This window comes from Lentimicrobium sp. L6 (assembly GCF_013166655.1).
GTDB lineage: Bacteria > Bacteroidota > Bacteroidia > Bacteroidales > UBA12170 > UBA12170.
The window spans coordinates 51,029-64,160 of sequence record NZ_JABKCA010000002.1; the positions used below are offsets into that span (position 1 = coordinate 51,029).

Genomic DNA, 13,132 nt, shown 5'->3' on the forward strand with positions numbered 1-13,132 from the left:
TGTTAGCCTAGGATTATTTTACTAAATATGGTTATAAATATTTTAAATATCATGTAATCAGGTGGTTAAATTGAAATAAAATAGCCCTGACAAATTAAGTAATTTTACCCCAGCTAATCACATTCGCAGCCCAAGCATATCCTATCCCGGCCGATATCATGGATATTATACTTCCTTCTTTAACCTGTCCTGATTGTAAAGCCAGGTGTAATGATAAAATTTGATCTATTTGTCCAAGATGACCATAGTTTTCAAGATATATGCTGTTCTTTTCTTTTAAACCAAGTTCATCGAGGATATAGCTGTGCATAGATCGTTTGAAGTGAAGTACAGCAAGGTAATCTAACTGGTTTTGTTCTATTCCTGATTTCATAAACGCTTTCTCAATACATTCTAGCCAGTTTTTCATGGAGACTTCATTGAGTCTTGTTTTCATGTGTTCTACATCAAAAACTTGAAGTGATTGATAAGCCTTGTCTACATTTTCTTTGGTGATGGGATGGCAAGTTCCTCCATACAGAACTCCAACATCTCGTGCGAGACTGCCATCGGTAATGATGTGAGAACTATGCAATAGGTTTTTATTCATTCCCTTATGTAAAATGATAGCTCCGCCTCCGGCGCCAAGGTTAAACATCATCGATAAGCTGGTGTCTGTATAATCTACAAAATCACCATTTCGGTATCCTCCAGCAATAAGTACCGTATTGATGTCTGGATCTGAGTTCATCATGTCTTTCGCCACTTTCATGGCAGAAACGGTGCTGCAGCATCTTTGCTGTAAATCGAAGGCCCAAGCTTTCTCTGCGCCAATTTTTTCTTGAATATAGATGGCTGTAGTTGTGAGTGGATATTCTTTCCACTCTTCGCCAATGCTAATGATGAGGTCGATATCCAAAGGGTCGACTCCAGTGTTCTTTAAAGCATCAAATGTGGCCCAAACTCCCATTTCTTGAGTTCCATCATTCTCACCTGGGATGGGTTTTTCAATAATGCCTAATTTCTCAATAATGGCCTCCTCCGTCCAAGTGCCTTGGGTAGCATCAGCAATTTCCTTGGCAGTCATTTTATTTTCTGGAAGATAAATTCCAGTTCCAAGTATCCCTATATTATTTGTTGTATTCATATGCAATGTGAATTTAAAACCCGGTTTTAATAAGTGAAAAGATTGCTACCTACCGCAAGTCCAGCTCCTGAAGCGATGAACATAACTTTGTCGCCTCTTTTAATATTCCCATCCTTTATGGCATGATGAAAAGCAATAGGAATACAGGCAGAGCCCGTATAGGCGTATTTATCCATAATGCAAGTGGTTTTTGAGTAGGGGAGATTTAACTCATCCATCACTTTTAAGATGACAGATTTATTAATTTGCGTGAAAATAAAATGGTCAACCTCCTCTAATTCTGTTTTTGATTTTTCTAAGAGCTTTTTAGCAACCATTGGCCATAGCCTCACATTTCTATTGCTTGGCATGGGTTTTAAACTCATCAATCCAAACTCATTGTTTTTTAATTTCTCGAGAGTTATGGGGTTTTTGGCCGCGCCAGAATAAATACCAATGAAATCCCATTGTGTTCCATCGCTCAATAGTTGGCTATTGATATAATCTGAGGAGTCTTGGCTTTGATTTTCTATGATAATAGCACCTGCACCATCAGAGAATATGGGATAAGAAAAAACGTCATCTTCACGAATAAAAGCTGGCATGTTATAGACGCCTATCACTAAGGCATATTTGATACTAGGATCTGTTTTTAATATTCTTACCGCATTATCATAGGCAATAGTAAAGCTGGCACAAGAAGCGGAAACATCAAAAGTGCTGGTCCATTTCTCTGCTCCTTGAATTCTGCCCTGAACTAGAATGGAAGTCGCAGGAGTTATGAATTCTGGAGTGTCTGTACCTACAATGATAAGGCCGATATCTTCTGCTTTTATTCCACTGTTTTTAATGGCATCTAATCCTGCTTTGGTCGCAAAATCTGCAGTGCTTTCCTCTATGCCTCTTAATTTAGCAATATGTCTATGTTTGATGCCTAGCTTATGTTCCATCTTTTCTTCATCAAATGTGATGGAGGTGAGCTCCATAAGCTCTTTATTGGAGATGGCTTCTCCAGGAACATACATTCCAGTGCCTATTATTTTTGTTTTATTCATGGTTTTGTGTTTAAATAAATCCGACTTTTTCAGCATCGCTTCTCAATTGCGCTCTAAAATCAGGATGTGCGATTTTGATCAATTCCTCTGTTCTTTCTTTTATAGATTTGCCCCGGAGGCTGGCGATACCAAATTCTGTAACAATATAGTCTGTATTGCTACGATGTAAGGTAACAGCAGTTCCGGCAGGTAATACAGTGACGATGGTGGAGACGCTTCCTCCTTTTGCTGTGGAGCGACAGGCGATGATGGATTTGCCTTTCCCGTCTGTGCCTTCCACAGCTCCAACGGCAGTGTCTGCTTGTCCACCAGTTCCTGAATATTGGCTAGTACCTATAGATTCACTAGCTACCTGTCCCATTAAATCGACCATGATACAGGTGTTAATAGAGACCATTTTCGAATTGAGTTTGATGAGTGCAGGATCGTTGGCGAATTTCCCTCTGATAAATTCAACAGAGGGATTATTGTCAAGCCATTCATATAGTTTAGGTGAGCCCATGGCAAAAGTGCAAACGAATTTGTCTTTATAATAGGATTTCTTTTTATTGGTGATGACTCCAGCTTCATATAATTCCATCATGCTGTCTACCAGCATTTCGGTATGTACTCCTAAATCCTTCTTCCCTTTTAAGGAAAGAGCAGCTGCATTTGGAATGTCGCCAATTCCTAATTGTATGGTAGAGCCATCCTCCACTAACGATGCAATATGGTTGCCAATCTCCATAGCTGTTTCATCAGGTTCTGGGGAGGGTAAGGAAGGGGCTGCTTGAGTATTTTCTACAAAATAGTTCACATCACTAATGTGAATATGTGTGTCGCCTAAGGTTCTAGGGAGTTCTTCATTAACTTCCAGCACAACGATATCAGCGGATTCCAGAATGTCTTTTTCGTAGGTGATTCCTAAGGATAGGGAAACAAAACCATTTTTATCAGGAGGTGTACATGTTCCAATAAATAGATGAGGGCGTCTATTGAAGAGTCTGTCGAGCCCAGCTCGGTGAAGCATATTGGGAACATAAGTTACTGTTCCTGTTTTTTCTTTTAAGGCTTTTCTGGAGCCAGGGGCATGAAACCAGCTGCAAAGTTCAAAATGCCCTTTCATCTCTGGATTCATATAGAACTCATAGGCTTTCAAGGTCAATACAGAATAAACCTTTACATTTTCCACTCTTTCTTTTGCCAAGTGAAATTGCTCCATGCAGCCTTGTGGTTCGCTGGCACACTGAGCAACTATGATATCAGAATCGGATTTTATTAGATTGGCGACCTCTTTGGTGGAGATCAACTTGTTGTTATATATTTTTTGATAGTCTTTCATATCTGTGCTGATTTATTTGAGAATTTATTTTGATAAGCCATGATGATAAGCCCAGAACTTACTGAAATAATAATGGCTGTAGAAGAAGCAATAGCTGGATTTCTGATGCTTCCTTCTAAGTATTTGGTATACCATCCGAAATCTATTTGATATTTACTCACTAGTATAGGGAGTAAATAATATACTGTAAAATGAGTGGCGAAAGCGATTATTGAGGCAAAAAGAGCAGGCTTTATATTGTTTTTTTTGGAGAAAATCCCATATAAAATAGGAAAAAAGGCTACTGAGAAATAAGCATAAACCCCATTCTGAGCTAAAATGGCCACGCTTAATTTAGGATGAAGAATTTGGTCGTAAGTAATAAAAAATGCAGTGAATCCTAAGGCTATTATTACGAGACGATTAATCGTGATCATGGCTTTGTCCGACTTAATATGTTTTCCAAAAAGCACTTCGATAATATCATTAGTGATACTTGTAGAAACGGATTGTATCAAACCTTCTAGTGTTGACATTCCTGCAGAAATGAGCCCCAGAATAACTATTAATCCAATGATAACGGAGAAGAGTCCGTTTGAGAAAACCTGAAGTACATAAGCAGGTATAATGCCGTCTGTTTTAAGTGCTTGTCCTTCTATGGTCATGTCTGGGAAAGTGAGACGAGCATACAGTCCAACAATAATAACAGCGTAGAAAATAGTTTGAGCTATTACAGCAGTAGTGAGGAATTTATTGACATCTTTTTCCTCTTTTAGAAGCAGTGATTTGGTGATGATATGGGGTTGACAGACCACTGCGATTCCAACAATGATTTGAGCGAAAATAATCTCATAATAATCACGAAATAAAATACTTCCGGGGTTTGGACTTGTGGCTAAGCTAGGATCTATTGTTGATATTTTTTGAAAGAAGGCATCAATTCCTCCTCTGAAATGTTCGTAACCAGAACCAAGGAGGATAAAAGCCACTACAATCATGATAATAGCTTGAATGGTGTTGGTATAAACCATGGAATTTGCCCCTCCGAACATCATATAGCCAAATACAAAAACAATTAAGCCTATTAAAATATATACTTCCTCAATATTCAAGGATTTGGACAGGACTTTTGTAATCGCAACCAGTATTAATACAATAAAGGTGAGTAAAAAAGTAGACAAGAAGGCCATCATCAAAGCGTAGTTTTTGCTTTTATATCTGATTCCTATCCATTGTGCTAGGGTGAGTGCGTTTACTGATTGTCCATATTTTCTAAATGCTTTGGAGAGTATGACCAAAGACACCATGGATGCAATGGGGAAAAATATACCAAATGAAAGCACTCCACTAAAGCCATAAATAGCAATAAGTCCAGGATTAATGACAAAGGTGGCTGCGCTGGTAATACTGGCGGCCAATGAAAGGCCTACAGCAATAGGAGAAAAAGTGACGTTTCCCACCGCGTAATCTGAAATATTCTTGATGGATAGGGCTCCTTTGATAACGAAGTATAAGACCATAATGGCATATATCGAAATCAAAATCCATGTTCCTGTAACTTGAAGAGAGGTTGCCATTTATAGTTTTTAAATTTTTATTGACTTGTGGATAATTACCTTTTAAAATTACTTTTTATCTTTTTATTCTGAAACTTGAATTCTAGATTTTATAAACAGATGAGCGGTCCAAAAAAAGAGGAAAATTCATTGATAAAATCACTCCTTTTGAACAGCTCATTGTAGGGCTTAAACAGTCATGCCTCCATCTACGCTAATCACAGTTCCGTTTACGTAGGAGGAGTCTTCGGATGCCAAGAAAAGATAAGCTTTTGCAATTTCTTCAGGAGCTCCTAGCCTTTGTAATGGTACTTTAGCTTTCATAGCATCAAGAACATTTTCTGGCATTTTCATCACCATTTCTGTGGCAATAAAACCAGGAGCTACAGCATTTACATTGATGCCTTTTCTTCCTAATTCTCGAGCCCATGTTTTAGTCATTCCTATCAATCCAGCCTTTGTGGCTACATAATTGGTTTGCCCAAAATTTCCATATAAGGCCACTACTGATGAGGTGTTGATGATACGGCCTGATTTAACAGCGAGCATATGAGGGATAACGCATTTTGTGCAATTGAAAACGCCAGTAAGGTTTACATCAATTACTTGATCCCATTGCTCTCTGGTCATTTTGAGGAGGGTAGAGTCGCGAGTAATCCCAGCATTATTGATTAGGATGTCAATTTTTTGATATTTTGAAATCACCTCTTTCACACTGTTTTCTACTTCTTCGAAATTGGCGGTATTAACCTTCATAAAGAAAGCCTGGCCTCCTTTTGTTGTGATTTCCTCAATGGTTTCTTTTGCTTTGTCTTCGTTTAAATCCCAAACGATGACCGTGGCGCCTTCTGCTGCAAATATTTCAGCTCCAGCTTTTCCAATTCCACCTGCTGCACCTGTGATGATGGCGACTTTATTTTCTAATTTTTTCATATAATTATATTTTTTTTATTCCCTTGACTATTACAATAAACTTTGGAATACTAATTCATGTTTTCAATGATAAGGGCTGTGCCTTGGCCTCCTCCAATGCATAAGGTAGCTAAACCTTTTTTTGCGTGACTTCTTCTCATTTCATAAAGAAGGGTAGTTAGTATTCTTGCACCAGAAGCTCCTATGGGATGACCTAATGAGATGGCACCACCATTCACATTGATTTTATTGACATCACATTTTAAATCTCGTGCTACAGCAATTGACTGTGCTGCGAAAGCTTCATTGGCTTCAATGAGATCTATTTCATTGATGTCCATGTTTATTTTTTTCAAAGCTTTCATAGTTGCAGGAACTGGCCCGTAGCCCATAATGGTAGGATCGAGAGCAGCACTGGCATAGGAAAGGATTTTTGCCATGGGTTTTAATCCTAGTTCTTTGGCTTTGTCTGCTGACATGATAATTAACATAGAAGCACCATCATTTATACCTGAAGATGTTGCAGCGGTTACCGTCCCGTCTTTTTTAAATGCGGGTCGTAGCTTTGCAAGCTTTTCTAGTTTAACTCCAGCTTTTGGAAATTCATCCGTATCAATGATGATTGGATCTCCTTTTCGTTGTGGAATTTCGATGGGGATGATTTCGTCTTTAAATTTCCCATCAATTTGTGCCTTTTCAGTCTTGTTTTGACTAGAGACCGCAAATTGATCTTGTTCCTCACGACTGATATTCCATTGTTCAGCAATGTTTTCAGCGGTAATGCCCATGTGATAATTATTAGTGGCATCTGTTAATCCATCTTTAATCATGCTGTCAACAATTTCACCGTGACCCATTTTTTGGCCAAATCGAGCTTTAGGTAAAAGGTAAGGAGCGTTTGACATGCTTTCCGTTCCTCCGGCCAGTATAATATCAGCATCATCGAGCATAATCATCTGTGCAGCTAAATTTACTGCCTTTAATCCTGAGCCACATAATTTATTAATAGTCATGGAAGGACTGGTATAAGGAATGCCTGCGTTTATGCTGATTTGTCGAGCAATATTCTGGCCCAAACCTGCTGATAGTATATTGCCAATGATGGCCTCGTCAACTTGTTCAGCTTTTATTCCAGCTCTCTTAATAGCTTCTTTGGCAGCTATGGTTCCTAATTCTGTGGCGGATAGTTTTGATAAACTTCCTCCGAAATTTCCTATGGCTGTGCGAACAGCTGATACGATAACAACTTCTTTCATCTTTGCTTTATTTTGAATAGCAAATTAAAGGATACTGGACAGGAAAGAGGAATGTGATTCGTAAAATGTGGGTATTGACAAATTTGTTGTAAATGGTAATGAAATTATTTAAGTTGCATTGAATCAGAAATATAAGTGTGTTTAATATGGGCTTGACAATCTTTAATTCGTCGGGATATTAGTATTGAAAAACATTTATTTTGTTTTGAAAAATCTATGATTAAGTTAAAATCTATTTCTAGATAACTGAATGAGGATGTTCGTTTTGTGAGGTCTGGAGGTTGGAGCGAGGAGGACAGTTATCTTGCTAAGGAGAGCATTATATAAAGTTTTTCAAACTTCATTATTCAATATTATGGATGCTTTGATTTTTGTGAAAATAAGAAAAGTGAACATGGAATCAAATTTGAATCCTATTTAATCCTCCCTAACAATAATAAAGATATCCTCATGAGGCTTTTTCATCATAAAGCGTTCTCTGGCGAACTTTTCGATGTTTTCTTTATTATTAAATAAGGTATGATAGGTGAGGCTATCTTGGTGAAGCTCGTTTTTGTAAAACTCTTTTTCTTCTTTTAAATCGGAAAGCTCGCTCATTAGTTTATACTGGGCTCTGAAATTATACTGATCAAATATCAACAGATAACCCAAAAAGATAAGAGTAGCAATGATGAATCTGTTTTTTAGTATTTTAATCACTTTCATGGATTCCGATTTTGCACAAATATAAAAAGCCTAGCTAAGAATAATCTGGCTAGGCATAAATTTCTTTCAACTATTTATTGTTAGAATCCTCTAATCCACTTCGTGTAGGCTTTGGTTGATTTTAGTGGCTAAAATATCAATAGCCACATGATTTTTTCCTCCTTGGGGTACAATCACATCGGCATATTTCTTGGTAGGTTCAATAAATGTTTGATGCATGGGCTTAACCCAAGTTTGATAATGCTCTAAAGTTTCGATATAGGATCTTCCTCGTTCTTCCATATCTCTTCTGATATTCCTCATCAGTCTATCATCAGCATCGGCATCCACGAAAACCTTCACATCCATTTTGTCTCGAAGTTTTCGGTTGGTCATCACCAAAATACCTTCAATAATCATCACACGAGATGGTTTTACCTCAATGGTTTCTTTGCCCCGAGAACATGTTACATAATTATAGGTTGGCATTTGTATGGTCTCATTGGCTAGTAATTGATCTACTTGTTTGTTTAATAATGCAAATTCAATGGAACCAGGATGATCAAAGTTGATTTTAGTTCTTTCTTCTGGTGTAAGGTGACTATTGTCCCTATAGTATGCGTCCTGAGGAATGACGGTTACCGAACCTTCAGGAAGCGAATTGACCATCTTTTTTACAACAGTTGTTTTGCCGGACCCAGAACCGCCAGCTATCCCAATTATTAACATGAATGTGGTTTTAAATTAACTCAACAAATTAAGCCATTTTAATTGAGAACCACAATATATTGATGGCTTTAGTTTTACTTGAGATTTGTTTGCCAGTGTTAAATAATCTTAAGACAATAAATGTTTCTTGTATTTCCTGTAAGAATTTTTAATTATTTTGCACTAATCGTAAAAATCAATAGGCTAATGTGAATTTTTAATTAAATTTGCCTTTTGAAAAAAATTTACAAAGTACCTGTGACTTTTTAAAAAAATTAGAAACTTATAATAATAAACACATGAAAAAGTTTTTTTTACTACTTGTTTTTCTTGTAGCTTCATTAGGAATACAATTACAAGCACAAGTTTTAATTCCTGTAAAGTGGAATATTTCATCTGAGCAAACATCAAAAGATGAGGTTGTGATTACCTTCGATGCTAGTATTGATGAGCATTGGCATTTGTATAGTCAGCATATTGATATGGCTCCTCCAGCTACAACATTTGGCTTTGAGGAAAATGCAGATTACGAATTGGTGGGAGAAATAGAAGAAACTGAAAGTATTGAGGAGTTTGACAAGAACTTCGATATGATATTGAAGTATTTTGCTCATGAAGCTACTTTTACAGCCAAATTTAAGTTGCTGACAGAAGAAAAGGTAGTGATTAAAGGCTATGTGAACTATATGGTTTGTGATGATACTCGTTGTCTCCCTCCCACGGATGAGGAGTTCGAGTTTGTATTTAACGCGCCAGAAGTTGAAGAGGCTGTGATTGAAGCTGCTTCTACAAATAATCTTACAGGTGAAGGAGAAAATAGCTTAATGGGCTTTTTTATTGTGAGTTTCTTATTTGGTTTAGCGGCTATTTTAACACCATGTGTATTTCCTATGATTCCTATGACCGTGTCTTTCTTTATGAAAGGTGGAGAAAATAAAGCCAAAGGTAGAATGGAAGCTTCAGTTTATGGTATTTCTATTGTTGCTATCTATGTATTTATTGGTTCTGTATTAGCTGTTGTTGCTGGCCCTGGAATTGCAAATTTCTTGTCTACTCACTGGCTTCCTAATATTCTATTCTTTGTTATCTTCGTTATTTTTGCGGCTTCCTTCTTCGGAATGTTCGAAATAGTTATGCCACACTGGTTGGTAAATAAATCTACCGCCAACGAAGATAAAGGTGGTTTCTTAGGCCCTGTATTTATGGCCCTAACTCTAGTGTTGGTTTCTTTTAGCTGTACTGGTCCTATTGTTGGTACTATTTTGGTTGAAGCTGCTGGTGGCGCTTTTCTCAAGCCCATTATAGGTATGTTGGGATTTTCTTTGGCATTTGCATTACCATTTACTTTATTTGCTTTCTTCCCTCAGTGGTTAAACAAGTTGCCAAAATCTGGTGGATGGTTAAATTCAGTAAAAGTAGTTTTAGGTTTCTTAGAATTGGCTTTAGGTTTAAAATTCCTAAGTATGGCCGACCAAACTTACCATTGGGGATTATTAGACAGAGAAGTGTATTTAGCACTTTGGATAGTGATTTTCTTCTTAATGGGACTCTACTTATTAGGTAAATTAAGATTTGCCCACGATAGTGAATTGAAAGTACTTGGAGTGCCTCGTTTATTTTTGGCCATTGCAACCTTCTCTTTCGTGGTTTATATGATTCCAGGTATGTGGGGGGCACCTTTAAAAGCACTTTCAGGATATATGCCTCCAATGACTTCTCAGGATTTTGATGTCAATAAAATTGCTAGAGAAAATGCCGGAAGTGGCGGGGGAGTGGCTAAGAAAGAATTATGTGAAACACCAAAGTTTTCTGAGTTCTTACATCTTCCTCATGGTTTAGATGGTTATTTTGATTACGATCAAGCCTTAGCTTGTGCTAAAGAGCAAAACAAACCTGTGTTTATCGATTTTACTGGTCATGCCTGTGTGAATTGTCGCGAAATGGAAGCCAATGTTTGGTCTGACCCTACAGTGTTAGATATGTTAAGAAACGATTATATAGTTACTGCATTATATGTGGATGATAAGTCTAAACTTCCAGAAAGCGAATGGGTGACTTCTGTATATGATGGTAAAGTAAAAAAGACCATAGGTGCTAAGTTTGCTGATATGCAAATAGCTAAACATAATGTAAATGCACAACCCTATTATGTATTACTTAATCCTAATGGTGAAATGTTGACCCAGCCAAAAGCTTATGATTTAAATGTGGCAAATTACGTTGAGTTTTTAAAGACAGGTTTGAAAAACCATAAAGAAGGTAAATCCTTGAAATAAAATATTCATCTTTGATGAGAGAAAAGGAGTTCCTATTTGGAGCTCCTTTTTTTTATGGACTCTATTATGAATTATTGTTAATCACTTCTGTGTAATTGAAAAATGACTGGTTTATCCCCTAACTAAAAGCGAAAATGCAAATATATTTCTACAAAAAACTATAAAGAATAAAGAGTTATATGCGTCAATTAATTACTATTAATCAATACTGTCCAAAATACGTTTCATATTATAAAAAGATTCTTTACTTCATTGCATTTCGTTCAGAAAGACAATGTATTAGAATATGACTCCATGGAAGAATGGGCTTTATTTTTTCAATGGCAAAATCAAACCCATTCTTCCAGTTTCCTTACCAAAACACTTGTCACTCCGATGCGTAGCGAGGAGTCTATTGTAATTATTAGGACGCTATTGACTTTTAATAAAGGATTTCTAAGTCCTTTGTTTTACTTTTGCAGAATGAGAACATCTATAGAAATAAGTTATTATCCTTTAAAGGAAGAGTTTATTCCGCCTATTCAATCATTTATTGACAGACTAAATACCTACAGTGAAATCAATGTGGAAACCAATGGTATGAGTACCCAAATATTTGGTGAGTATGATGATGTAATGGCTATTGTGACCAAAGAAATGAAAGCAGCCATGGAATTACCCTATTCCATTTTTGTGATGAAAGTCATCAACGCTGATTTGCAAATACATCCAGGTGCAAATGTCTAGTTTGTTCGAATTCTTATTGGAGCCTTATCAAACGGCTAGTATATTTCATATTCTTCTCGAAGTTCTAGCAGCTATATTTGGAATTGCTAGTGTTTTCTATGCGCGTAAGGAAAGTATTTTGGTATTCCCTACAGGAATCATCAGTACGGTTATTTATGTTTACTTGCTTTCCCAATGGACGCTTTATGGCGATTTAATCATTAATATTTATTATACCATCATGAGTATTTATGGTTGGTATATGTGGAGTAGAGTGGATGGCGATGAAAATCATATTCCCATATCCCGAACCAATACTATGGATAAGTTTAAAGCTTTCGGAATCTTCGCTTTCACAAGTGTTTTTGTGATTGTGGTTTATCGCTATTATAATGTGATGCCAAATCACTTGGGCTTTTTTGAAAGTATAGATTTTGCTATTGATAAATTAGGCTCTGGAAATGTTGAGGAATTTAGATTGGCCACTCCCTATTTAGATACATTTACCACTGGTATTTTCTTTGCAGGAATGTGGCTCATGGCCAATAAGAAAATTGAAAACTGGACGCTTTGGATTGTTGGGGATGTGGTTTCTATTCCTTTGTATTTGGTAAAAGGATATGGGTTTACGGCCATTCAATATACGGTATTCTTAGTTTTGGCTATTATGGCTTATTTCACATGGAAAAAGAGTATTCAACAAGCTGTAGCAAAAAGATAATATGGTAAAGAAAATCCTTATTACTGGGCCTGAAAGTACAGGGAAATCAACGCTGGTTCAGGCATTAGCTGAATACTTTAAAGCCCAATATGTTTCTGAATATGCTCGTGAATATCTCGAAAAGCTAGACCGACCATATAACGAAAATGATTTGCTTGAAATTGCTAAGGGGCAGATACAATTAGAGGATGCCAATTTAGAAAGAGATTCTCTTTTATTTATTGATACCGATCTTACGGTCATGCATATTTGGAGTGAAGAGAAATTTGGCAGGACGAGTGATTGGGTATTGCAAGAAGTGAGATCCAGAACTTACGATTTATACTTGGTTCCAGATATCGATCTAGAATGGACCTACGATCCACAAAGAGAAAACCCGAATGATAGAGAGCGATTAATGAAACTATATCAGAAATCATTTGATGAAAGAGGAATTAAATATCATATGATTAATGGACAGGGCGAACAGCGTTTTCAGAATGCCATTGAGATTGTGGAACGCTTTTTGAATGGAATGAATCAATGATAGAATGAATAAAGGAGTTAATGATAGAATGTTAGAATTGGTCAAACTATTCAATCATTACACCATTAAAACATTCACTCATTAAAAACAAAATATAATAATCCAAAGTTTAGAGAAATTGTAAAAATCAAATAGCAAAAAAAGTAAAGATTTCAGTATTCTATATTATATTAGATAATGAAACAACAAAAGGTAATGTAATGAAGCTCAATTTGAATTTCATTATTCATTCCTAAAACATTAAGAATTAAAAGTTTATATAAATAGTAAGATTCAAGGCGCAAGTAAATTTAAAACCGCAGTTTACTGAAGTAAATGAGGATTTTGA

12 protein-coding genes are annotated in these 13,132 nt (G+C 36.5%); 4 read left to right on the top strand and 8 right to left on the bottom strand.

The genetic code is table 11. The features are described 5' to 3' along the window. Positions 1 to 94: 94 nt before the first annotated feature. The 8 genes from HNS38_RS00850 to udk form a co-directional block, all read right to left on the bottom strand. Positions 95 to 1,126: a 3-oxoacyl-ACP synthase gene (locus tag HNS38_RS00850; RefSeq protein ID WP_172345837.1), complete on the bottom strand. Its 1,032-nt coding sequence runs from the start codon at positions 1,124 to 1,126 to the stop codon at positions 95 to 97. Between the two features lie 26 nt (positions 1,127 to 1,152). Then, on the bottom strand, positions 1,153 to 2,160 hold the full coding sequence (locus tag HNS38_RS00855) for a 3-oxoacyl-ACP synthase III family protein (RefSeq protein WP_172277615.1): 1,008 nt from the start codon (positions 2,158 to 2,160) through the stop codon (positions 1,153 to 1,155). 10 nt (positions 2,161 to 2,170) lie between these two features. Next, entirely contained in the window at positions 2,171 to 3,481 is a 1,311-nt protein-coding gene (locus HNS38_RS00860) for an acetyl-CoA hydrolase/transferase family protein (protein ID WP_172277617.1), read from the bottom strand. Continuing rightward, positions 3,478 to 5,037 carry a sodium:solute symporter gene (locus tag HNS38_RS00865; protein ID WP_172277619.1) on the bottom strand — a complete coding sequence of 520 codons (1,560 nt, stop codon included), beginning with the start codon at positions 5,035 to 5,037 and terminating at the stop codon, positions 3,478 to 3,480. Before HNS38_RS00865 ends, HNS38_RS00860 begins: the two co-directional genes overlap by 4 nt. 168 nt (positions 5,038 to 5,205) lie before the next feature. Then, positions 5,206 to 5,949, bottom strand: coding sequence for a 3-oxoacyl-[acyl-carrier-protein] reductase (gene fabG, locus HNS38_RS00870; protein WP_172277621.1), 744 nt, complete (start codon positions 5,947 to 5,949; stop codon positions 5,206 to 5,208). Between the two features lie 50 nt (positions 5,950 to 5,999). After that, positions 6,000 to 7,184, bottom strand: a complete 1,185-nt coding sequence (locus HNS38_RS00875) for an acetyl-CoA C-acetyltransferase (protein ID WP_172277623.1) — start codon at positions 7,182 to 7,184, stop codon at positions 6,000 to 6,002. Between the two features lie 417 nt (positions 7,185 to 7,601). Next, complete coding sequence (locus HNS38_RS00880; RefSeq protein WP_172277625.1) at positions 7,602 to 7,889, bottom strand: septum formation initiator family protein; 288 nt, start codon at positions 7,887 to 7,889, stop codon at positions 7,602 to 7,604. Positions 7,890 to 7,979: 90 nt separating this feature from the next. Further along, the gene (gene udk, locus HNS38_RS00885; protein WP_172277627.1) at positions 7,980 to 8,597 is read right to left on the bottom strand and encodes a uridine kinase; all 618 of its coding nucleotides are present in this window, start codon (positions 8,595 to 8,597) and stop codon (positions 7,980 to 7,982) included. A gap of 278 nt (positions 8,598 to 8,875) precedes the next feature. Between udk and HNS38_RS00890 the strand changes: the two genes are divergently transcribed. The 4 genes from HNS38_RS00890 (at position 8,876) to HNS38_RS00905 (ending at position 12,804) form a co-directional block, all read left to right on the top strand. After that, positions 8,876 to 10,852 (top strand): thioredoxin family protein, encoded by a 1,977-nt coding sequence (locus HNS38_RS00890; RefSeq protein ID WP_172277629.1) that lies wholly within the window; start codon positions 8,876 to 8,878, stop codon positions 10,850 to 10,852. A 252-nt stretch (positions 10,853 to 11,104) separates the two neighbouring features. Continuing rightward, a complete protein-coding gene (locus HNS38_RS20190) occupies positions 11,105 to 11,578 on the top strand; it encodes a hypothetical protein (RefSeq protein ID WP_216663605.1) in 474 nt (157 codons plus the stop codon). Beyond that, positions 11,571 to 12,278 carry a nicotinamide riboside transporter PnuC gene (gene pnuC / locus HNS38_RS00900; protein ID WP_172277821.1) on the top strand — a complete coding sequence of 236 codons (708 nt, stop codon included), beginning with the start codon at positions 11,571 to 11,573 and terminating at the stop codon, positions 12,276 to 12,278. The genes HNS38_RS20190 and pnuC overlap by 8 nt, the downstream gene beginning before the upstream one ends. Before the next feature lies 1 nt (position 12,279). Continuing rightward, positions 12,280 to 12,804 carry an AAA family ATPase gene (locus tag HNS38_RS00905; protein WP_172277631.1) on the top strand — a complete coding sequence of 175 codons (525 nt, stop codon included), beginning with the start codon at positions 12,280 to 12,282 and terminating at the stop codon, positions 12,802 to 12,804. Positions 12,805 to 13,132 lie beyond the last annotated feature (328 nt).